This window comes from Streptomyces sp. NPDC051214 (assembly GCF_040682375.1).
Classification (GTDB): Bacteria; Actinomycetota; Actinomycetes; order Streptomycetales; family Streptomycetaceae; genus Streptomyces.
This window is the reverse complement of the sequence record NZ_JBFBAT010000005.1, coordinates 96,070-117,766: the sequence shown is the minus strand read 5'-3', so window position 1 is coordinate 117,766 and position 21,697 is coordinate 96,070. Positions and strand designations below refer to the sequence as shown.

Annotated in this window: 19 protein-coding genes; 12 read left to right on the top strand and 7 right to left on the bottom strand. The window is 69.9% G+C overall.

What is annotated here, in order from left to right:
• Positions 1–72 precede the first annotated feature (72 nt).
• Complete coding sequence (locus AB0M70_RS14460; protein WP_365820021.1) at positions 73–2,016, top strand: DUF2075 domain-containing protein; 1,944 nt, start codon at positions 73–75, stop codon at positions 2,014–2,016.
• 105 nt (positions 2,017–2,121) lie between these two features.
• Here AB0M70_RS14460 and ychF read toward each other — a convergent pair whose 3' ends face one another.
• Positions 2,122–3,210 carry a redox-regulated ATPase YchF gene (gene ychF / locus AB0M70_RS14455; RefSeq protein WP_365820019.1) on the bottom strand — a complete coding sequence of 363 codons (1,089 nt, stop codon included), beginning with the start codon at positions 3,208–3,210 and terminating at the stop codon, positions 2,122–2,124.
• Between the two features lie 197 nt (positions 3,211–3,407).
• Here ychF and AB0M70_RS14450 point away from each other — a divergent pair, with 197 nt between their 5' ends.
• Positions 3,408–4,052 (top strand): DUF6542 domain-containing protein, encoded by a 645-nt coding sequence (locus AB0M70_RS14450; protein WP_365820017.1) that lies wholly within the window; start codon positions 3,408–3,410, stop codon positions 4,050–4,052.
• Positions 4,053–4,065: 13 nt separating this feature from the next.
• Here the strand turns inward: AB0M70_RS14450 and ppgK are convergent, their stop codons facing one another.
• Both ppgK and AB0M70_RS14440 read right to left on the bottom strand, forming a co-directional pair.
• Positions 4,066–4,812, bottom strand: coding sequence for a polyphosphate--glucose phosphotransferase (gene ppgK, locus AB0M70_RS14445; protein ID WP_365820015.1), 747 nt, complete (start codon positions 4,810–4,812; stop codon positions 4,066–4,068).
• A gap of 35 nt (positions 4,813–4,847) precedes the next feature.
• The gene (locus AB0M70_RS14440) at positions 4,848–5,840 is read right to left on the bottom strand and encodes a 4-hydroxy-3-methylbut-2-enyl diphosphate reductase (protein ID WP_363208989.1); all 993 of its coding nucleotides are present in this window, start codon (positions 5,838–5,840) and stop codon (positions 4,848–4,850) included.
• Between the two features lie 76 nt (positions 5,841–5,916).
• On the opposite strand from AB0M70_RS14440, the gene AB0M70_RS14435 reads away from it, so the two are divergent.
• The 4 genes from AB0M70_RS14435 (at position 5,917) to AB0M70_RS14420 (ending at position 9,780) form a co-directional block, all read left to right on the top strand.
• Positions 5,917–7,344 carry an APC family permease gene (locus AB0M70_RS14435; RefSeq protein WP_365820013.1) on the top strand — a complete coding sequence of 476 codons (1,428 nt, stop codon included), beginning with the start codon at positions 5,917–5,919 and terminating at the stop codon, positions 7,342–7,344.
• A 154-nt stretch (positions 7,345–7,498) separates the two neighbouring features.
• Positions 7,499–8,740 (top strand): exodeoxyribonuclease VII large subunit, encoded by a 1,242-nt coding sequence (gene xseA, locus AB0M70_RS14430; RefSeq protein ID WP_365820011.1) that lies wholly within the window; start codon positions 7,499–7,501, stop codon positions 8,738–8,740.
• A gap of 63 nt (positions 8,741–8,803) precedes the next feature.
• Positions 8,804–9,058 (top strand): exodeoxyribonuclease VII small subunit, encoded by a 255-nt coding sequence (locus AB0M70_RS14425; RefSeq protein ID WP_365820009.1) that lies wholly within the window; start codon positions 8,804–8,806, stop codon positions 9,056–9,058.
• A 131-nt stretch (positions 9,059–9,189) separates the two neighbouring features.
• Complete coding sequence (locus AB0M70_RS14420; protein WP_365820007.1) at positions 9,190–9,780, top strand: malonic semialdehyde reductase; 591 nt, start codon at positions 9,190–9,192, stop codon at positions 9,778–9,780.
• Positions 9,781–9,875: 95 nt separating this feature from the next.
• Here the strand turns inward: AB0M70_RS14420 and AB0M70_RS14415 are convergent, their stop codons facing one another.
• Positions 9,876–10,394 (bottom strand): DUF4245 domain-containing protein, encoded by a 519-nt coding sequence (locus tag AB0M70_RS14415; protein WP_365820005.1) that lies wholly within the window; start codon positions 10,392–10,394, stop codon positions 9,876–9,878.
• Between the two features lie 172 nt (positions 10,395–10,566).
• On the opposite strand from AB0M70_RS14415, the gene glpX reads away from it, so the two are divergent.
• On the top strand, positions 10,567–11,598 hold the full coding sequence (glpX, locus tag AB0M70_RS14410) for a class II fructose-bisphosphatase (RefSeq protein WP_363208983.1): 1,032 nt from the start codon (positions 10,567–10,569) through the stop codon (positions 11,596–11,598).
• A 161-nt stretch (positions 11,599–11,759) separates the two neighbouring features.
• Here glpX and AB0M70_RS14405 read toward each other — a convergent pair whose 3' ends face one another.
• Positions 11,760–12,137, bottom strand: a complete 378-nt coding sequence (locus AB0M70_RS14405; RefSeq protein WP_363208982.1) for a WhiB family transcriptional regulator — start codon at positions 12,135–12,137, stop codon at positions 11,760–11,762.
• 127 nt (positions 12,138–12,264) lie between these two features.
• Positions 12,265–12,945 carry a DUF1707 domain-containing protein gene (locus AB0M70_RS14400; protein WP_365820003.1) on the bottom strand — a complete coding sequence of 227 codons (681 nt, stop codon included), beginning with the start codon at positions 12,943–12,945 and terminating at the stop codon, positions 12,265–12,267.
• 190 nt (positions 12,946–13,135) lie between these two features.
• On the opposite strand from AB0M70_RS14400, the gene AB0M70_RS14395 reads away from it, so the two are divergent.
• Positions 13,136–14,803 carry a fumarate hydratase gene (locus AB0M70_RS14395; protein WP_365820001.1) on the top strand — a complete coding sequence of 556 codons (1,668 nt, stop codon included), beginning with the start codon at positions 13,136–13,138 and terminating at the stop codon, positions 14,801–14,803.
• A 59-nt stretch (positions 14,804–14,862) separates the two neighbouring features.
• Here the strand turns inward: AB0M70_RS14395 and AB0M70_RS14390 are convergent, their stop codons facing one another.
• Complete coding sequence (locus AB0M70_RS14390; RefSeq protein ID WP_365819999.1) at positions 14,863–16,428, bottom strand: ricin-type beta-trefoil lectin domain protein; 1,566 nt, start codon at positions 16,426–16,428, stop codon at positions 14,863–14,865.
• Between the two features lie 120 nt (positions 16,429–16,548).
• Here AB0M70_RS14390 and AB0M70_RS14385 point away from each other — a divergent pair, with 120 nt between their 5' ends.
• The 4 genes from AB0M70_RS14385 (at position 16,549) to AB0M70_RS14370 (ending at position 21,674) form a co-directional block, all read left to right on the top strand.
• Positions 16,549–17,961: a class II fumarate hydratase gene (locus AB0M70_RS14385; protein ID WP_365819997.1), complete on the top strand. Its 1,413-nt coding sequence runs from the start codon at positions 16,549–16,551 to the stop codon at positions 17,959–17,961.
• 78 nt (positions 17,962–18,039) lie between these two features.
• Positions 18,040–18,726 carry a DUF402 domain-containing protein gene (locus AB0M70_RS14380; RefSeq protein WP_365819995.1) on the top strand — a complete coding sequence of 229 codons (687 nt, stop codon included), beginning with the start codon at positions 18,040–18,042 and terminating at the stop codon, positions 18,724–18,726.
• 127 nt (positions 18,727–18,853) lie between these two features.
• Positions 18,854–19,546: a class I SAM-dependent methyltransferase gene (locus tag AB0M70_RS14375; RefSeq protein WP_365819993.1), complete on the top strand. Its 693-nt coding sequence runs from the start codon at positions 18,854–18,856 to the stop codon at positions 19,544–19,546.
• A 55-nt stretch (positions 19,547–19,601) separates the two neighbouring features.
• Positions 19,602–21,674, top strand: coding sequence for an ATP-binding SpoIIE family protein phosphatase (locus tag AB0M70_RS14370; protein ID WP_365819991.1), 2,073 nt, complete (start codon positions 19,602–19,604; stop codon positions 21,672–21,674).
• The last annotated feature ends 23 nt before the right edge of the window (positions 21,675–21,697 follow it).

Here is a 21,697-nt window from a genome sequence, read left to right as displayed (position 1 = left end):
ATCCGCCTAGCGGAGTCACCCAGGACATGCCCCCACCCGCACGAGTTCCTTCGTGCTGCCTGGGGGCATCTTTTGCTGTTCCGCGACTCCGCCGCCGCGGTCGCCGCCGAGTGCATCTCCGGTGCTCTCTTCTTCCGCCTGACGGAGCAGTTCGTGCACGTGCACGGCCACAAGCCCGGCTCGTCCGAGGTCCGCTCGTGGGAGCGCAGCATCCCGGTGCTCGCGAGCGCGCTCAACGACGCGGGGCTCGGCCAGGTGGAGATGCTGCTGGAGTACGGGCTGCCGCTGAACAGCAAGCGGGCCGATGCCGTGCTGGCCGGGGTGCACCCCAAGACCGGACTGCCGTCGTACGTGGTCGTGGAGCTGAAACAGTGGAGCAGCGCCGAGCCGGACGACGACGATCCGTCGCTGTGCCGCATCGACGCCTACCCGCGGGCGGTGCTGAACCCCGTCGTCCAGGTGCGCGGCTACTGCGAGTACCTCCTCTCCTTCAACGGGGCACTGGCCGAACACCCGGAGCGCATCAGTGGCGCCGCCTATCTGCACAACGCGACCGAGTTCGGCGTGACGGGACTCTTCGAAGCCGAGCAGGACCAGTACGGGCAGCTCTTCATAGGCGCACGGCGCGGCGAGTTCATCGACTTCCTGCGCACGAAGCTGGGGACGGCATCCGGCGCCGCGGCTGCGGACGAGCTCGTGAACGGGAAGGTCGGTCCTTCCAAGCAGCTCATGGCGGTGGCTACTCAAGAGGTGCGCGAGCGCGAGCAGTTCGTCCTGCTGGACGAGCAGCAGGTCGCGTACCGCACGGTCCTCAATGCCGTCCGCCGCGCCAAGCAGGCCGACCACAAGGAAGTCGTGGTCGTGACCGGCGGCCCCGGCACCGGCAAGAGCGTCATCGCCCTGTCACTCCTCGGTGAGCTGTACCGGCAACGCGTCACAGCGCTGCATGCCACGGGCTCCAGCTCATTCACGACCACGATGCGACGAGTCGCCGGTGCCCGGAAACGCGAGGTCCAAGACCTCTTCAAGTACTTCAACAGCTTCATGACCGCAGAGCGCAACAGCCTCGACGTCCTGATCTGCGACGAGGCTCACCGCATGCGTGAGACCTCGGCCAACCGCTACACACCGGCGACGAACCGCACCGGCAAAGCCCAGATCGAGGAACTGATCGACGCGGCACGCGTCCCGGTGTTCCTGCTGGACGAGCATCAGGTCGTGCGCCCCGGCGAGATGGGTACAGTCGCGGAGATCAAGGCTGCCGCCGCCAAGAAGGGGCTGCACTGCCAGGTGGTCCCGCTGGACAGCCAGTTCCGTTGCGGTGGCAGTGACGCGTATCTCCGCTGGGTGGTACGGCTGTTGGGGCTCGAACAGGGCGGCCCTGTGACCTGGGAGCCCGACGGCAAGATGCGACTCCTGATCGCGGACAGTCCACGGGAGATGGAGGCGTTCCTGGACGATCGCCGCTCGCAGGATTACAGCGCGCGTATGTCCGCCGGTTACTGCTGGAAGTGGACGAAGAAGGTGCCGCCCGGCCAGGAATTGCCCGCGGACGTCGTCGTCGGAGACTGGGAACGGCCCTGGAACGTCTTCGGTGACCGATCCGTCATGGGGGCGCCTCCGGCCGCCCTGTGGGCAACTGATCCAGCCGGTTTCGGGCAAGTGGGCTGCGTGTACACGGCGCAGGGCTTCGAGTACGACTGGAGTGGCGTCATCATCGGCCCCGACCTGGTGTGGCGCGGCGACCGCTGGGTCACCGACCGTACGGCGTCCAAGGATCCGGTCTTCAAGAAGTCGACCCCGGACGCGGATGTGGACCGGCTCATCCGCAACACGTACAAAGTGCTGCTGACGCGAGGGATGATCGGCACGGTGGTCTACTCGACCGACGCCGAGACACGCGCAAAGCTGCGGGAGCTGACCAGCGCCCCGGCCCGAACCCGGCTGGCCGACGCGGACGACCCGGCGCTCACCAGTACCGCCCGGCCGCAGGAAGCTCGCTCTCCCCTTCGGTGACCGGATGAACCGAGACCAGATGGATCAGGGGCCGACTCCCTGAGGAGTCGGCCCCTGATCCCTGCACGCCGTCAGGCCGCCGACGTGCGGTGCCTTCTCATTCGGTCACACGTTGAACCGAAACTCCACCACATCCCCGTCCTGCATCACATACTCCTTGCCCTCCATGCGCGCCTTGCCCTTCGCGCGGGCCTCTGCGACCGAGCCGACCTCCACCAAGTCCTCGAAAGAGATCACCTCGGCCTTGATGAAGCCCTTCTGGAAGTCCGTGTGGATCACGCCTGCGGCCTCGGGGGCCGTGGCTCCCTGGGGGATCGTCCAGGCGCGGGATTCCTTCGGGCCGGCCGTGAGGTACGTCTGGAGGCCCAGGGTGCGGAAGCCCACGTGGGCGAGGGTGGCCAGGCCGGGTTCTTCCTGGCCCACCGACTGGAGGAGCTCCAGAGCCTCTTCCTCGTCCAGTTCCGCGAGGTCCGACTCCAGCTTCGCGTTGAGGAAGATCGCCTCCGCGGGGGCGACCAGCGCGCTCTGCTCGGCCTTGAACGCGTCGTCCGTCAGCTCGTCCTCGTCCACGTTGAACACGTAGAGGAAGGGCTTCGTCGTGAGGAGGTGGAGGTCGTGGAGGAGTTCCTCCTTGCCGGAGCCCTGGACGATGCCCGCCGAGAAGAGCGTGTCGCCCTTCTCCAGGATCGCCTGGGCCTCCTCGACCGCCTTCACCTTCGGGGCGACGTCCTTCTTGATGCGCGACTCCTTCTGGAGGCGCGGCAGGACCTTCTCGATGGTCTGGAGGTCGGCGAGGATCAGCTCGGTGTTGATCGTCTCGATGTCGTCCTTGGGCGAGACCTTGCCGTCCACGTGCACGACGTTCTCGTCCTTGAAGGCGCGGATGACCTGGCAGATCGCGTCCGACTCGCGGATGTTCGCGAGGAACTTGTTGCCCAGGCCCTCGCCCTCGCTCGCGCCGCGCACGATGCCCGCGATGTCGACGAAGTCGACCGTCGCCGGGAGGACCTTCTGGGAACTGAAGATTTCCGCCAATTTTGTGAGGCGGGGGTCCGGGACACCGACCACGCCGACGTTCGGCTCGATCGTCGCGAACGGGTAGTTGGCCGCAAGGACGTCGTTCTTGGTCAGGGCGTTGAAAAGGGTCGACTTGCCGACATTGGGCAGGCCGACGATTCCGATCGTGAGCGACACGTTGCGACTTCCCGTACGTGAGTGCTGGGGGTGGACGGCCCGGAGGGCCGAAGCGACCGTAGGGCGATCCCCCAGTCTACGGCGTGCGGGCCCCGCCCTCGTCGGCGTACCGGACTTGTATCGAACGCTTGGCCAAGGTCAGCCAAAGGGCGTGTCCCGTGCAGGATTATCGGTATGGCTCGTCCTAGGTTGGTCCGGTGGAGCAACACAGGACGCGTCCCCCTCAGCCTCCGGCCCGGCCGCCGCGACGCACCGCACCGCTGCCCCCGCAGGGCAGGCCCGCCGACGCCGCGGGGTCGGTCTATCGCGCCGCGCCGCGTCCCCGCCGCCCCGTCCCGCCCGTCGTACGCAAACTGCGCGCACTGCCGCTCTACCGCAGACTGCGCGCGATGCCGAACCCGCGGCTCACGGGGCTCGGCAGCGGGCTCTTCTGCGCCGTGACGATGTTCCTGCTCGCCTGCCTGCTGTGGCTGCTCTTCGGCAGCTCCGTGGTCGCGTACGGCGTGCTCTTCCTGCCCGTGAGCGCGCTGACCGCGTACTGGGTGCGGCCCGCCGACCTGGTCACCGCGCCGGTGGCCGCGCCGATCGCCTTCGCCGTCGGGCTCGTGCCCATCTCAGGGGGCAACGGCGGCGGCGTCGGCGGTCACTTCATGGGGCTCATCACGTCGCTCGCGCTGCACGCGGGCTGGCTGTACGCCGGGACGCTCGTCGCCGGTCTCGTCGTGATCGTGCGCCGCGTCAAGCTCATGGGGCAGCGGCGCCGGGCACGCGCCGCAGCCCCCGTCACCGCCCCGCCGCGGGGGCCTGCGGTGCCGGCGAAGAGGCGCATGCCCACCTCGTAGGACCGACCTGACGTTACTTCTTCTCCGCCGCCGCCATCGCCGCGCCCACGATCCCCGCGTTGTTCTGCAGCTCCGCGGGGACGATCTCCGCCCTGATGTCCTTGATCAGCGGCAGGAACTTGTGTGACTTGCGGCTCACACCGCCGCCGATGATGAAGAGCTCGGGCGAGAACAGCATCTCCACGTGCGCCAGATACTTCTGCACGCGGCGCGCCCAGTGCTCCCAGCTGAGGTCCTCGTCCTCCTTGGCCTTGGACGAGGCCTTCTTCTCCGCGTCGTGGCCGTGCAGCTCGAGGTGGCCGAGCTCCGTGTTCGCGACGAGGCGGCCGCCCGTGAAGAGGGCGCTGCCGATGCCCGTGCCGAGGGTGAGCAGGATGACCGTGCCCGTACGGCCGCGTCCCGCCCCGAAGTGCATCTCGGCCACGCCCGCCGCGTCCGCGTCGTTCAGGACGGTGACCGGCGCGGTGGAGCCGAGCCGGTCCGCGATCAGGCTCTCGATGTCCGTGCCGATCCAGCTCTTGTCGACGTTGGCCGCCGTGCGCGCCGTGCCGTCCGTGATCACGCCGGGGAACGTGGCGCCGATCGGGCCCGTCCAGCCGAAGTGCTCGACCACCTCGCGCACCTTGTCGGCCACGCCGTCGGGCGTGGCCGGTTGCGGCGTCAGTACTTTGTGCCGTTCTTTTGCCAGGTCACCACGGTCCAGGTCCACGGGAGCGCCCTTGATCCCTGATCCGCCGATGTCCACACCGAAGATCTGCATGAGACCCACCGTACGACCCGGGCCTGGCCTTCGCGTTACTTCTTCGACAGCTCCGCGGCCTCGGCGCGCAGGTCGCGGCGCAGCTCCTTCGGCAGCGAGAAGGTGATCGACTCGTCGGCCGTCTTCACCGTCTCCACGTCGCCGTACCCCCGCTCGGCGAGCCACTCGATAACGCCGTCCACCAGGATGTCGGGGACGGAGGCGCCCGAGGTGAGGCCGACCGTGGTCACGCCCTCCAGCCAGGCCTCGTCGATCTCGTCGGCGTTGTCGACGAGGTGCGAGGCGGCCGCGCCCGCGTCCAGGGCGACCTCGACCATGCGGATCGAGTTCGAGGAGTTCTTGGAGCCGACCACGATGACCAGCTCGGCGTCCTCCGCCAGCTTCTTCACCGCGACCTGGCGGTTCTGCGTGGCGTAGCAGATGTCGTCGCTGGGAGGGGAGATCAGGCCGGGGAACTTGGTCTTCAGGGCGTCGACCGTCTCCATGGTCTCGTCGACCGAAAGCGTGGTCTGGGAGAGCCAGACGACCTTGTCCGGGTCGCGGACCTCGACGTTCGCGACGTCGTCCGGGCCGTCGACCAGCGTGATGTGGTCGGGAGCCTCACCGGACGTGCCGATGACCTCCTCGTGGCCCTCGTGGCCGATCAGGAGGATGTCGAAGTCGTCCTTGGCGAACCGGACGGCTTCCTTGTGGACCTTCGTGACCAGGGGGCACGTCGCGTCGATCGTCGCCAGTTTCCGCTCGGCGGCCTCCGCGTGGACCGTCGGCGCCACGCCGTGCGCGGAGAACATGACGATGGAGCCCTCGGGGACCTCCGCCGTCTGGTCGACGAAGATGGCCCCCTTCTTCTCGAGGGTCTGCACCACGTACTTGTTGTGAACGATCTCGTGGCGGACATAGATCGGAGACCCGTACTGCTCAAGGGCCTTCTCGACGGCGATCACGGCACGGTCCACACCCGCGCAGTAGCCGCGGGGGGCGGCGAGCAGGACTCGGCGGGCAGGAGTCGAAGCAGTCATACCCCCCATCGTAAGGCCGAGCCCAGCGCGTCAAAGATCGGCTTCTTGGGGAGACTGGAGGCCTGCGTTCACTTACGGAGGCACGATGTCCGGCAGCCAGTCCGGTAACCCCGGCAAGTCCGGTGACCCCGGCACCTCAGACACGACCGGCGGTGCCCGCACCGCCGGTGCCACCGCTGCCGAGGGCGAGGGGCTGCGGCGCAGTCTCGGCTTCCGTGATCTCGTCGTCTACGGGTTGCTGTTCATCGCCCCGATGGCGCCGGTCGGGGTCTTCGGGACGCTGGACGCCAAGTCGCACGGCGCCGTGGCCCTCGTCTACATCATCGCCACGATCGCGATGGCGTTCACCGCGTTCAGCTACGCCCAGATGGTGAAGGTCGTCCCCCAGGCGGGTTCGGTCTTCGCCTACGCGCGCGTGGGGCTCGGCAACGGACCCGGATTCATCGCCGGGTGGATGGCGATGCTCGACTATCTGCTCATCCCCGCCGTCGCGTATCTCTTCTCCGGGATCGCGATGGAGGCGCTCGTGCCCTCCGTCTCCCGGTGGGTGTGGACGGCGCTCGCGGTCCTGGTGACGACCGCGCTGAACCTGTGGGGCGTACGGGCGGCCGCGCGGGTCGGGTTCCTCGTGCTCGCCATGGAGATCGTGGTCCTCCTTGTCTTCGTGGTGTCGGCGATCGTCGTCCTCGCGCAGGACGGGGCCCAGCGGGGCTGGCTCTCGCCGCTGAGCGGGGACGGCTCGCAGGGGGCGTTCGCGCTGGGTGCCGTGGTGGGGGCGGTGTCGGTGGCGGTGCTCTCGTATCTGGGCTTCGACGCGATCGCCTCGTTCGCGGAGGAGGTGACGGGGGGCTCGGAGAAGGTGGCGCGGGCGGTGCTGGTGTGTCTGGCGGTCGCCGGTGTGCTCTTCGTCGCCCAGACGTATCTGGTGGCGCTCCTCGAGCCGATGTCGTCGGCGCAGCTGGCCGCCGAGCCGGCCAAGCAGGGGTCTGCTTTCTACGATGCGGTCGACTCCGGGGTCGGGGACTGGCTGCACGATCTGGTGGCCGTCAGCAAGGCGATCGGCGCGGCGTTCGCCGCGTTGGCCGGGCAGGCTGCCGCGGGGCGGCTGCTGTACGCCATGGCGCGTGACCGGCGGCTGCCGGGTGCGCTGTCCAAGACCGATTCGGGGACGCCTCGGCTCGCGCTGCTGTGCGCTGCTGTCGTGACGCTGGTGGCCGCGGTGTGGGCGGCTCGGCGGGACGACGGGATGGATCACCTGGTGTCGGTGGTGAATGTGGGTGCGCTGACCGCCTTCGTGTTGCTCCACGCGAGCGTGGTGGGGTGGTTCGCCGTCCGTCGGCAGGGGGGTCCCGTGAGCTGGTGGCGGCATCTGCTCGTGCCCGTGCTCGGGGCGGCCATCACCATTGCGGTGATCGTGGAGGCTGCGGGGTCCGCGCAGGTCGTGGGGGCGATTTGGCTCGCTGCGGGGCTTGCGGTGCTCTTTGGCCAGCGGGCTCGTCGTGGGGAGTCCTAGGCCGCCGCTTCGCGGCGGATGTTTCTCGCCCGCCCACCCGAAACTCCGGGTCCAGTCCTCGGCGTAGGAACAACGGTGGGCGGAGAAGCACGGCCGCCGCCCCTCGCCGCAACGGAAACCCCGTCCTGTCAGACCCTGCCGATACGCTCGTCGCATGGCCTTGAATACGTCCGCTGATGCTCCGCTGCCTGTCGGCGAGGTGTCGCGGCTCATCGGTGGGTGGATCGACCGGCTCGGTGCCGTGTGGGTCGAGGGGCAGATCACCCAGCTGTCCCGCAGGCCCGGCGCCGGCGTCGTGTTCATGACGTTGCGCGACCCCTCGCACGACATCTCCGTGAGCGTCACCTGTTACCGCCAGGTGTTCGACGCCGTGGCGGACGTCGTCTCCGAGGGCGCCCGCGTCGTCGTCCACGCCAAGCCCGAGTGGTACGCACCCCGGGGGCAGCTGTCCCTGCGGGCCGTCGAGATAAAGCCCGTCGGCGTGGGCGAACTGCTCGCGCGCATCGAGTTGTTGAAGAAGAGCCTCGCCGGGGAAGGGCTCTTCGCCGCCGACCGGAAGAAGACGCTCCCCTTCCTCCCCCAGCTCATCGGACTCGTCACCGGCCGCGCCTCCGCCGCCGAGCGTGACGTGCTCGAGAACGCCCGGCACCGCTGGCCCGCCGTCCGCTTCGAGGTGCGCAACGTCCCCGTCCAGGGTGTGCACGCCGTACCGCAGGTCGTGCAGGCCGTGAAGGACCTCGACTCGATCGACGCCGTGGACGTGATCATCGTGGCGCGCGGCGGCGGCAGCGTCGAAGACCTGCTGCCGTTCTCGGACGAGCAGCTCGTACGTGCCGTCGCCTCCTGTCGTACGCCCGTCGTCTCGGCGATCGGCCACGAGCCGGACAACCCCCTGCTCGATTACGTGGCCGACCTGCGCGCCTCCACCCCGACCGACGCCGCCAAGAAGGTCGTGCCGGACGTCGGCGAGGAGTACGAGCGCGTGCGATGGCTGCGGGACCGGGCCCGGCGCTGCATGGACGCCTTCCTGGACCGCGAGGACCGCGGCCTCGCGCACGCCCTCGCCCGGCCCTCCATGGAGAATCCGCACCGCATGATCGAGGAGCGCGAGGAGCAGGTCTCGGCCCTCGTCGACCGCAGCCGCCGCACCCTCGGGCACCTCCTGGACCGCGCCGAGTCGGAGCTGACGCACACCCACGCGCGCGTGGTGGGCCTCTCCCCCGCCGCGACGCTCCAGCGGGGGTACGCGGTGCTGCAGAAGCCGGACGGCGCCGTCGTGCGGGCCCCGGAGGAGGTGACCCCCGGCGAGGAGCTGCGGGCACGGGTCGCCGAGGGCGCGTTCACCGTACGAGCCGCGGAGCCCGCGCGGCCCGCGGAAGCCGGACCAGCCGAGTAGGGCTCAGAGCGCAGGACGCGCGAGCCGCACAAGCCGTACGAACCGACATTTAGGGTGGGGCACATGACCAGCAAGACGGACGAGGCCACGAGCCCGGCGGACGCACTCGGCTACGAGCAGGCGCGGGACGAGCTCATCGAGGTCGTACGCCGCCTGGAGACGGGCGGCACCACCCTGGAGGAGTCGCTCGCCCTGTGGGAGCGCGGCGAGGAACTGGCCAAGGTGTGCCGCCGCTGGCTGGACGGCGCCCGCGCTCGCCTGGACGCCGCCCTTGCCGGTGGCGACGGGGACGCGGACGACGGCGACGAGGACGCCTGAGACAGAGGATCGACCCCCACCTCACGGCTGTGAAGCGGATCACCACCCCCCGCTTTTTGTTGAAGATTAAACCGCAACGCCGTACCGTCGGTGACGCAAGCTGATCCACGCACGCACCGAGAAGGTTGATCATGTCTCTCGTCCTTGACCCCGCCGCACAGGACCTGCTCTTCCGCGAGGCCCGCACCGCGAACTCCTTCACCGATGAGCCGATCACCGACGAGCAGGTGCAGGCGATCTACGACCTGGTCAAGTTCGGCCCGACCGCCTTCAACCTGTCGTCGCTGCGCATCACGCTGGTCCGCTCCCCCGAGGCCCGCGAGCGCCTGGTCCAGCACATGGCCGAGGGCAACCAGCCGAAGACCGCCAGCGCCCCGCTCGTCGCGATCCTCTCCGCGGACAACGAGTTCCACGAGGAGCTGCCGGCGCTGTTCCCGCACTTCCCGCAGGCCAAGGACGTGTTCTTCGCGGAGCGTCCGGTCCGCGAAGGCGCCGCCCACCTCAACGCCGCGCTGCAGGCCGCCTACTTCATCATCGGCGTGCGCGCCGCCGGCCTGGCCGCGGGCCCGATGACCGGCTTCGACGCCGCCGGCGTCCAGAAGGAGTTCCTGGACGGCGACCACACCCCGCTGATGGTCGTCAACATCGGCAAGCCCGCCGAGAACGCCTGGTTCCCGCGCTCCCCGCGCCTCGAGCTGGACCAGGTCATCCAGACCGTCTGACCGGCCGAGCGGCTGACCGGCTGACAGCAGTACGAGTGAGTGAGGGCCCCGGCGAATGTCGCCGGGGCCCTCACTCACTCGTACCGTCAAACCACTCAGGACGTCTTCAGCGCCTGCGCCATCTCCGTCAGCTGCCCGAACGACGCCGTGCCCGCGACCACCGTCGTCGCGCCCTTGTCCTCGCGCACCAGGGCGTCGTACGTCTGCCCCTCGTAGCGGTGCCACGTCTGGCCGGCGATCTTCTCGGTGGCCTTCGTCCGCACGGCCCGCTGCGTGGCCTCCTCGATGAACTTGACCGGCTTGGCCGTGGACTGCTTGACCGCGACGTACTCACCGGACGGGTCGAGGAAACCCAGGTGCCAGCTGTCGCCCTTGGAGCCGTCGAACCGCACCGACGTCGGCTTCCACGCCTTGGCCAGGCCCTCGGGGGCGGCCACGGGGTAGGCCGCCGCACGTCGCGCGGTCAGCAGCTCGATGCTGTAGTCGACGCGCTTGACGGGGGCCTTGGAGTCGTCGTGCGGGATGAAGACGTAGATCACGCCGGCGACGAGGGCGATCACCGCCATCGACCACAGCATGTTCCGTACGGTCTGCTTGCCTTGTCTGCCTGCCACGCCCCCATGTTCTCAGGCCCCGGCCACGCCTCCTCCCCCGGTGCTCCCCTCACCTCCCCCGGCGCCCGATCCGCTCATGCGTGGGGCCCTCTGCTCATTTTGTCGGCCTACGGATAGAGTCGTGCCACACCCTCATCCGGCCGTCGTCGTATCAGCAGAAAGGTGCGCTCCGATGACCGAGCATCATCTCCCTTCCGAGCTCGAAGTCTCTCCCGAGGCTCCCGACCGCAACCTCGCCCTGGAGCTCGTCCGGGTCACCGAGGCCGCCGCCATGGCCGCGGGCCGCTGGGTCGGCCGCGGCGACAAGATCGGCGCCGACGGCGCCGCCGTCAGGGCCATGCGGACCCTCGTCTCCACCGTCTCGATGAACGGCGTCGTCGTCATCGGTGAGGGCGAGAAGGACGAGGCCCCGATGCTCTTCAACGGGGAGCGCATCGGCGACTCCACCGGCGCCGAGGTCGACATCGCCGTCGACCCGATCGACGGCACGACCCTGTGCGCGAAGGGGATGCCGAACGCCATCGCCGTGCTCGCCGCCGCCGACCGCGGTGCCATGTTCGACCCGTCCGCGGTCTTCTACATGGACAAGCTGGTCACGGGCCCGGAGGCCGCCGACTACGTCGACATCAACGCCCCGGCGTCCGTCAACATCCGCCGCGTCGCCAAGGCCAAGGGCCGCTCGCCCGAGGACGTCACGGTGATGATCCTGGACCGCCCCCGCCACGAGGGCATCGTCAAGGAGATCCGCGAGACCGGCGCGCGCATCAAGTTCATCTCGGACGGCGACGTCGCCGGTTCGATCATGGCCGTGCGCGAGGGCACCGGCGTCGACATGCTCATGGGCATCGGCGGCACCCCCGAGGGCATCATCTCGGCCTGCGCGATCAAGTGCCTCGGCGGGACGATCCAGGGCAAGCTGTGGCCGAAGGACGACGCGGAGCGCCAGCGCGCGCTCGACGCGGGCCACGACCTGGACCGCACGCTGTCGACGACCGACCTGGTCCGCGGGGACAACGTCTTCTTCGTCGCGACCGGCATCACGGACGGCGAGCTGCTCCAGGGCGTGCGCTACGCCGCGGAGACGGCCTCGACCTCGTCCCTGGTCATGCGCTCCAAGTCGGGCACGATCCGCAAGATCGACTCCGACCACCGGCTGGCGAAGCTGCGCGCCTACAGCGCCATCGACTTCGACCGCGCCAAGTAGCCGCGGGGCCGAGCAGGAACATCGCCAAGTAGGCTCAGGAGCGCGCGAGTTGCGCACACCGGAGGGGGCGCCCCGTGCGGGGGACGCCCCCTTCGGCGTACGCAGGAACCCGACCGCGGAACGGACCAAGGGAACGGACCGGCGAACCGGAGCCGGAGGAACTAGCCGGCGGCGGCGATCGGGCCCGCGGACGTGTGCGCGGCCTTCTTGAGCTCCACCTCGCGCCGGCGCCGCCGGGCGAGCACCACGCGGCGCTCCGCGGCCGTGAGGCCGCCCCAGACGCCGTACGGCTCGGGCTGGAGCAGGGCGTGCTCCCGGCATTCGACCATCACCGGACAGCCGCCGCAGACGCGCTTCGCGGCTTCCTCCCGGGACAGGCGTGAGGCGGTTGGTTCCTTTGACGGGGCGAAGAACAGCCCGGCCTCGTCTCGTCGGCACACCGCCTCGGTGTGCCATGGGGCGTCCTGGTCATGACTGCGCACTGGCACCCGCTGGGCCGGAACGGCGACCTGCAGGGACTGATGCGACGGCTGCAGCACGGGTCTACTCCTGACGACGGCTTCGCGAGCGAGAGACGATGCAGCAAGCTCTACCCGCTGTGCACACGCCTATGCACTGAGTTCCGATGAACGGAATATCGCGCCGCCAGGGGCCCTGATACGCCCCTCAGTGGCCGAGATGTCTACGCAGGTGCTTGTGCAGGTCCCGGACGATTTTGCCCCGCTTTGCCTTCGCCTCGATGTTGCCGAGGACCGCGAAACCGTCGACGAAGACGACCGGCGCGTCCCGCTCGGCCGAATCGAGCGTGTCCACCTCGAAGTTGCCGAGCACTCCGGTGCCGTTGCCCCGCAGCGAGACGTTCTCCGGGACGCGGATCTCGACGTTCCCGAAGACGGAGATGGCCCTGATCACGACCTGACGCTGCTCGAAGATCGCCTCGCTGAGGTCGATCTCCACGTTGCCGAAGATCGCGTACGCGTGCGTGCGGCGGCTCACGCGCCAGCGGCCCTTGCGGACGGAGCTGCTGAAGACCGCGACCATGTTCTCGTCGGCGACCGGGGGCACCACGCCGTCCGACGGCCGGGAGGGGACGGGCTCGGGCGCCACCCTCGGGTGGGCCGCGCCGCTCGCCGCGGGCAAGTCGCTGACCAGCGGCTCCAGTTCACCCATGGTCTTGGCGCGGTAGACCCCGTCGATCCGCTCGCCGTGCTCCTCGGCGGTCAGCCGGCCCTCGGCGAGCGCCTCGCGCAGGATGTCCGCCGTGCGATCCCGGTCGGCGTCCGACGCACGCAGGCCTGCGGGCCGCGGTTCCGGGTGGGTCTGCTGAGGGCGCTTTTCTAGGTCCACACCAGTCAGCGTACCCAAACGCGATAGATCGCGACTACCCCTGTGGACAACCCGGTGACCGACCCGGTGTACGGCGGCGAGCTCTACTGAGCCTTACCTCACAAGCCCGGCCGTCCCGTCGCGTTCTACGCTGGATGGCGCGTCGCCAATGGAGGCCGCGCCGCTGTCTGCCGAGTGAGGAATGGCCGTAATGCCAGAGTTCGAGTACTCCGATCTGCTCCCCCTGGGAGAGGACACCACCCCGTACCGGCTGGTGACCTCCGAGGGTGTCTCCACGTTCGAGGCCGACGGGCGGACGTTCCTCAAGGTCGACCCCGAGGCGCTGCGCACGCTCGCCGCCGAGGCGATCCACGACATCCAGCACTACCTGCGGCCCGCGCACCTGGCCCAGCTGCGGCGCATCGTCGACGACCCGGAGGCGTCGGGCAACGACAAGTTCGTGGCCCTCGACCTGCTGAAGAACGCGAACATCGCGGCCGCGGGCGTGCTCCCCATGTGCCAGGACACCGGCACGGCCATCGTCATGGGCAAGCGCGGGCAGAACGTCCTGACCGAAGGTGAGGACGAGAAGGCGCTCTCGCACGGCATCTACGACGCGTACACGAAGCTGAACCTGCGCTACTCGCAGATGGCTCCCCTGAACATGTGGGAGGAGAAGAACACCGGCTCCAACCTCCCGGCCCAGATCGAGCTGTACGCGACCGACGGCGGCGCCTACAAGTTCCTCTTCATGGCCAAGGGCGGCGGCTCGGCGAACAAGTCGTTCCTCTACCAGGAGACGAAGGCCGTACTGAACGAGACCTCCATGATGAAGTTCCTGGAGGAGAAGATCCGCTCCCTCGGCACGGCCGCCTGCCCGCCGTACCACCTGGCGATCGTCGTCGGCGGCACCAGCGCCGAGTTCGCCCTGAAGACCGCGAAGTACGCCTCCGCGCACTACCTGGACGAGCTGCCCGCCGAGGGCTCGCCGACCGGCCACGGCTTCCGTGACAAGGAACTTGAGGAGAAGGTCTTCGAGCTGACGCAGAAGATCGGCATCGGCGCGCAGTTCGGCGGCAAGTACTTCTGCCACGACGTCCGTGTGGTGCGCCTGCCCCGGCACGGCGCCTCGCTGCCCGTCGCCATCGCCGTCTCCTGCTCGGCCGACCGCCAGGCGACCGCGAAGATCACCGCCGAGGGCGTCTTCCTGGAGCAGCTGGAGACGGACCCGGCGCGCTTCCTGCCGGACACCGAGGACTCCCACCTGGACGAGTCCGCTGACGTCGTGAAGATCGACCTCAACCAGCCCATGGACGCGATCCTCGCCGAGCTCACCAAGCACCCGGTGAAGACCCGCCTCTCCCTCACCGGCCCCCTCGTCGTGGCCCGCGACATCGCGCACGCCAAGATCAAGGAGCGGCTCGACGCGGGCGAGGAGATGCCGCAGTACCTGAAGGACCACCCCGTGTACTACGCGGGCCCCGCCAAGACCCCCGAGGGCTACGCCTCCGGCTCCTTCGGGCCGACGACGGCCGGCCGGATGGACTCCTACGTGGAGCAGTTCCAGGCGGCGGGCGGCTCCAAGGTGATGCTCGCCAAGGGCAACCGCTCGAAGCAGGTCACCGACGCCTGTGACGCGCACGGCGGCTTCTACCTGGGCTCGATCGGCGGACCCGCCGCGCGTCTCGCCCAGGACTGCATCAAGAAGGTCGAGGTCGTCGAGTACGAGGAGCTCGGCATGGAGGCGGTGTGGAAGATCGAGGTGGAGGACTTCCCGGCCTTCATCGTGGTCGACGACAAGGGCAACGACTTCTTCCAGAACCCGGCCCCGGAGCCGACGTTCACGTCGATTCCGGTGCGGGGTCCCGGTCTGGCGTAAGCAGTAAGTACTGCGGTCGGGCCCCTTCACACGCGCGTGGAGGGGCCCGACCGCATCCGTCAGGCGAACCGCTGGTTCGCCGCCCCCGTGCACTTCTGCAGCCGCACCGGCTCCTTGGCCCCCGCCAGGGTCAGGCAGAGCCCGGTGGCGGCGGCGGGACGCACCGTGCCCGCCTCACGCACGAACTTCTGGTTGCCGCCGCCGTGGCAGTTCCAGAGGGTGACGGCGGTGCCTTCCTTGTACGCGCTGTCGGGCACGTCGAGGCATCGGTCCTGGGTCAGGCCCGTGTGCAGCGACCGCTGCCCGCCTGGCCCGCCGTCGTACCACCACGTCTGGTTGCGGTTGCCGGTGCAGTCCCAGCCCTGGACCTTGGTGCCGTTGCGGCTCTTGGACGCGTCGGCGTCCACGCACGTCCCCGTGCCCGCGTTCTTCAGCGGCTTGTACGCGTCGTCCCAGGCACCCGGATACAGCTTCGGGCTGCCCGTGCTCGCCGGGTCGGCGCAACTGGCCTCGCTCCGGCCCGAGTTGTAGATCTGCGTCAGGCAGGACGCGAAGGCCGCGTGGCCCCGGGCGTTGGGGTGGAAGGACTGGCGTACGGAATTGGAGTCCGGCGGGAAGGGGTTGGAGAGGTCCACGTAGAGGCCGCGCGCCCAGGTGTCCTCCATGCAGACCTCGTGGCCGTGGAAGAGGCGGGAGTTGTCGAGGTAGGTGGCGCCCGCGTTCTTGGCGGCCTTGCGCATGCCGGTCGCGAAGGTCGGCACCGCGTAGTTGCGGCCCCATTCGGTGTCGGAGTCGTAGCCGAGACCGCCGCAGGCCAGCTTGCCCGGGAACGTGGGGTTGTCCCGGAAGTCGGGGCCGATCGGGCTCGGGTAGCCCATGGCGACGAGCTTGTAGTCGCCCTCCTGGTAGCCCGCGTCCTTCATGACGGTCTTCAGGTCACGGATGGACTGCTCGACCTTGGGCACGAGGCCGTCGACCCGGGCCTGCCAGCCGTCGTTGTACTTGCCCGCGCAGGCGCCCTGGCTGAGCAGGAAGCGGGTCACGCAGTCCGTCATCACGCCGGAGAAGTCGAGGTCGTCATTGGCCCCGATGACCAGCAGGATCGTCTTGATCTTGGTGTTCCGGGCCTTGATGGCGAGGTTGTCGCTCTGCACCAGCTCGTCGGCGTACTGCTTCTGACCACCGATCCTGATGTTGGCGGTCTGCGCTCCCGAGCAGGCGACGTTGTACGTCTCGTCCGCGGGGATGCCGGTGTGGTGGATCGCGGCGTCCGGGGAGCGGTGGCACCAGTTGTCGGGGCCGTCGGTGCCGGGTTCGTACGTCCCGACGCCCTCCCCCGAGATCTCGCTGTCGCCGAGGGAGATGAGGCCGGTCCTGCGGTCGGCGAGCGGGCGCTCGGCCGGGTCGCCGTACAGCTTGGTGGCCTCGGCCGCCCTGATCTTCTCCAGTTCGGGCGGCAGGGGCGTGGAAGCGGGTGCGACGCTCCCGCGGTCCGTGCCGTCCGGCGCGCCGTCCGCCGCCTGGGCGGGTGTGCCCGCCACGGTGCCGAGCACCGCCGCCATCGCCACGGCCGCCGCGAACGTACATCGCGGCCTGCCCCGGCGGCCCTGTCTGGTGCGCTTCATTGCGCCTCCCCGGTTGGTGTTACCCACGGTTTTACTGGTGAGTAGGAGCCGGGGGAATACCTAGAACAAGACAAGTGCTCAACTTTTCAGCGGGGTGTGACGGAGAGGTAGGTTCGAGGCATGACCAGCGACGCCAGCGCAAGCGCAAGCGGTGAGTACCGGATCGAACACGACTCCATGGGCGAGGTGCGGGTCCCCGCACACGCCAAATGGCGGGCGCAGACGCAGCGGGCGGTGGAGAACTTCCCCGTCTCCGGACAGCGCCTGGAGCGCGCGCACATCGCCGCGCTCGCCCAGGTCAAGGCGGCGGCCGCGAAGGTCAACGCGGACCTCGGGGTGCTCGACAAGGACGTCGCCGAGGCGATCGCGGACGCGGCGGGCGAGGTGGCCGAAGGACGCTGGGACGAGCACTTCCCCGTGGACGTCTTCCAGACCGGCTCCGGCACGTCGTCCAACATGAACACGAACGAGGTCCTCGCGACGCTGGCCTCCGAGCGGCTCGGCCGCAGCGTCCACCCGAACGACCACGTGAACGCCTCCCAGTCCTCGAACGACGTCTTCCCCTCCTCGATCCACATCGCGGCCACCGGCGCCGTGACACAGGACCTGATCCCCGCGCTCGACCATCTGGCGGCCGCCCTGGAGCGGAAGTCGGCGGAGTTCGCCGACGTGGTGAAGTCGGGGCGCACGCACCTGATGGACGCCACGCCCGTGACCCTGGGCCAGGAGTTCGGCGGGTACGCCGCCCAGGTGCGCTACGGCGTGGAGCGCCTCAAGGCCTCCCTGCCGCGCCTGGCCGAACTGCCGCTCGGCGGCACGGCGGTGGGCACCGGGATCAACACCCCGCCCGGCTTCTCCGCGGCCGTGATCGAGGAGGTGGCGCGGGTCACGGGGCTTCCGCTCACCGAGGCCAGGGACCACTTCGAGGCGCAGGGCGCGCGGGACGGCATCGTCGAGACCAGCGGGCAGCTGCGGACCATCGGCGTCGGCCTCACGAAGATCGCCAATGACCTGCGCTGGATGGCCTCAGGCCCGCGGACCGGCCTCGCCGAGATCAACCTGCCCGATCTGCAGCCCGGTTCCTCGATCATGCCGGGAAAGGTGAACCCGGTCATCCCGGAAGCGGTGCTCATGGTCGCCGCGCAGGTCACCGGCAATGACGCGACGGTCGCCGCGGCGGGCGCCGCCGGCAACTTCGAGCTGAACGTGATGCTGCCGGTCATCGCCAAGAACGTACTGGAGTCCGTGCGGCTCCTCGCCAATGTCTCGCGGCTCCTCGCCGACAGGACGGTCGACGGCATCACCGCGAACGCCGAGCGGGCCCGGGAGTACGCCGAGTCCTCGCCCTCCGTGGTCACCCCGCTGAACAAGTACATCGGATACGAGGAGGCGGCGAAGGTCGCCAAGAAGTCCCTCGCCGAGCGGAAGACCATCCGGGAGGTCGTCCTGGAGAGCGGGTACGTCGAGCGGGGCGACCTCACCCTGAAGCAGCTGGACGAGGCGCTGGACGTGCTGCGGATGACGCATCCATAGGCTGTTCTCCCAGACTGTTTTCCTTTACGCCCGGACAAGTTCTGACCACCTTGTCCGGGCGCCGACTAATATCTCTGCATGACAGACCTCACCACGCCGCCAACGACGAGCAGCGAAGCAGCACGCTGGGCCCCCGGCTCCCACGTCCTGTGGCGGTACAAGGAAAACGCCGGGAACGGCATTCACATCTGCCGGCCCGTCACGGTCGTGCGGGACACCGAAGAGCTGCTCGCCGTCTGGATGGCCCCCGGCACGGAATGCGTGAAACCCGTGATGGCCGACGGGACTTCCGTGCACCAGGAGCCGCTCGCCACCCGCTACACGAAGCCGCGCGCCCTGCGCAGGGGCCACTGGTCCGGCACCGGCGTGCTGAAGCTGGCCCGCCCCGCGGAGCCGTGGTCGGTGTGGCTGTTCTGGGACCCGGGATGGCGGTTCAAGAGCTGGTACGTGAACCTCGAGGAGCCACGCACCCGTTGGGCCGGAGGCATCGATTCCGAGGATCATTTTCTGGACATCTCCGTGCGGCCCGACCGGACATGGCAGTGGCACGACGAGGACGAGTTCGCCCAGGCCCAGCGCGCCGGTCTGATGGGCGCGGAAAAGGCACGGGACGTATGGGCCGCCGGGCATGCCGCCCTCGACGTGATCCGCTCGTGGGGACGGCCCTTTTCGGACAACTGGCAGCACTGGCGGCCCGATCCGGACTGGGCGATTCCCCCCCTTCCGGATGACTGGGACCGCACGCCCGCGCATGTGACGTCATGAGACCCTTGATGCGCCCCCATGGTTCAAACGTAGGATCGTCCTCCGCAAGGGCGCACAGCAGCAACTCAGCAGCAACTCCCTGAGCTTGCGCGTTGCCTGACAGGATGTCATCGAAGGGCGGCAGAACGTGAGCGAGGCGAGCGAGTTCGAAGGGTACGGCGGGCCATCCGGCCCGCTGCCCGACCGGACGGGCCAGGCCGAGGCCTTCGACGCCATCGGCAGGCACTACGACGAGGCCTTTCCCCACAAGGACGGGCAAGTGGCCGCGGGCCGCCGGCTCGCCGAGGCGCTGCCGCCCGGGTCCCGGGTGCTCGACGTGGGCTGCGGCACCGGCGTCCCGACCTCCCGTCAACTCGCCGAGGCCGGGCATCACGTCCTCGGCATCGACCTCTCCTCGGGCATGCTCGACCTCGCCAGGAAGAACGTGCCCGCGCACCACGCCGAGTTCCGGCAGCTCGACGTGGCGGCGCTGCGCGCCGAAGGCCCGGACGGCGTCGGAACGTTCGACGGGATCGCGGCATTCTTCGCGCTCCTGATGCTGCCGCGCGCCGAAATCCCGTACGCTCTGCGGCTGCTGCACGGACTGCTGCGCCCCGGCGGCCTGCTCGCGCTGTCCATGGTCGAGGCCGACCTGGACGACGCGGGAATTCCGTTCCTGGGGCACACAATCCGGGTATCCGGTTACCTGCGGGAGGAACTGCGGCAGGTCGTGCGTGACGCGGGCTTCGACATCGTCGACGAGGACACGTACTCCTACGCCCCGGCGAGCACCGACGTACCACCAGAACACCAGCTCTTTATGCACTGCCGACGCGGCTGACCCACGTAGCCACCGGACACCAAGGCGCAGCCCCGGACGGACGGATTCGAAACGCGTGACGGAGCACTCCATCCCCGACGAGGGCCGACAGCCCCGAGCTGCCCGGCCCGCCGCCCCCGCGGAACCCCGCGGGGCGCAGGCGCGTGCCCGGAAGGCGCGGGACACCCCCGGCGCCGCCGCTTTCCCCGCACAGGCCCAGGCCCGTACGGGCGACTGCACCGCGAGCCCGAGCGACGAGCACTCCCAGCCGTCCGGGCTCCCCGGACAGCAGCCCGACCCGCACCGGCCGCGCCCCGACCAGGGGTCCGGGCAGGGCGGCGGACACGACGAGCCCGACGGCGTCCCCCCGGGCGCCCCCGGCGGTGAGGAGCGGCGTACGGGACAGCCACGACCTGCGGGCTCCGGTCCCGCGGCGATGCGGCGCGACGGCGACCGGCTGCGCTTCGTGGGCGCCGCGACCCGGCGCATCGCCCGCGGCATCGACCTGGACGAGATCGTCATGGGCCTGTGCCGGGCCACGGTGCCGACGTTCTCCGACGCGATACTGGTCTATCTGCGCGACCCGCTGCCGGTCGGCGAGGAGCGGCCCAGCGGTGCGCTCATCCTGCGGCTGCGCCGCACCGACCGGCTGCGTTCGATCGAGGAAGGCGCGGAGGAGCCCGACACCGACGGCGCCGCCCTGCCCGCCCTGCAGGTGCAGAGCGACCTGGTGACGACCGCCGAGCTGTGCGAGGTGCGCCCCGGCGGCGCCCTCGCCGAGGTCCTGCGCGGCGTGCGCCCGGTCTTCGCCGACGCCCCCGCGGCCCGCGCCGCGCTGCCCGAACTGCTCGGCGAGGGACGGACCGTGCCGTCCGGGCAGCGCACGATCCTCGCCCCGCTGCGGGGCCGGCGCCGGGTGATCGGCGCGGCGGTGTTCCTGCGCCGCCCCGACCGGCCCGCGTTCGAGAACGACGACCTCCTCGTCGCCGCCCAACTGGCCACGCACAGCGCGCTCGGCATCGACAAGGCCGTGCTCTACGGCCGCGAGGCGTACATCGCCGACGAGCTGCAGCGCACGATGCTGCCCGAGACCCTGCCGCGCCCGACCGGCGTGCGCCTCGCGTCCCGCTATCTCCCGGCCGCCGAGACGGCCCGGGTCGGCGGCGACTGGTACGACGCGATCCCGCTGCCCGGCAGCCGGGTCGCGCTCGTCGTGGGCGACGTCATGGGGCACTCCATGACATCGGCGGCGATCATGGGCCAGCTGCGGACGACCGCGCAGACCCTGGCCGGGCTCGACCTGCCGCCCCAGGAGGTCCTGCACCACCTGGACGAGCAGGCCCAGCGGCTCGGCTCGGACCGCATGGCGACCTGCCTCTACGCGGTCTACGACCCGGTCGCGCACCGCATCACCATCGCCAACGCCGGTCATCCGCCGCCCGTCCTGCTGCACCTGGGCGGCCGCGCGGAGGTCCTGCGGGTCCCGCCCGGCGCCCCCATCGGCGTGGGCGGCGTCGACTTCGAGGCCGTGGAGCTTGACGCGCCCGCGGGCGCCACGCTGCTGCTCTACACGGACGGCCTCGTCGAGTCCCGCCTGCGTGACGTGTGGACCGGCATAGAGCAGCTGCGCGAACGCCTCGCCGCCACCGCCCAGTTGACGGGACCGGACCATCCGCCGCCCCTGGAAGCCCTCTGCGACGACGTGCTCGACATGCTCGGCCCCGGCGACCGGGACGACGACATCGCGCTGCTCGCCGCCCGCTTCGACGGCATCGCGCCGAGTGACGTCGCGTACTGGTTCCTGGAGCCGGAGGACGCCACGCCCGCCCGCGCCCGCCGCCTGGCCCGCAGCGCCCTGGAGCGCTGGGGCCTCGAGGAGCTGACCGACTCCCTGGAGCTCCTGGTCAGCGAGGTCGTGACGAACGCCGTGCGGTACGCGTCACGCCCCGTGACCCTGCGCCTGCTGCGTACGGACGTGCTGCGCTGCGAGGTCGGCGACGACGTGCCGCAGCTGCCGAGGTTGCGGCAGGCGCGGGCCACGGACGAGGGCGGCCGGGGGCTTTACCTGGTCAACCGCCTGGCCCGGCGGTGGGGTGCGACCCGGCTCAGCACCGGAAAGGTGGTCTGGTTCGAGCTGAACCACGGCTGAGCGCGCGGCAGTGCACGGCGAAG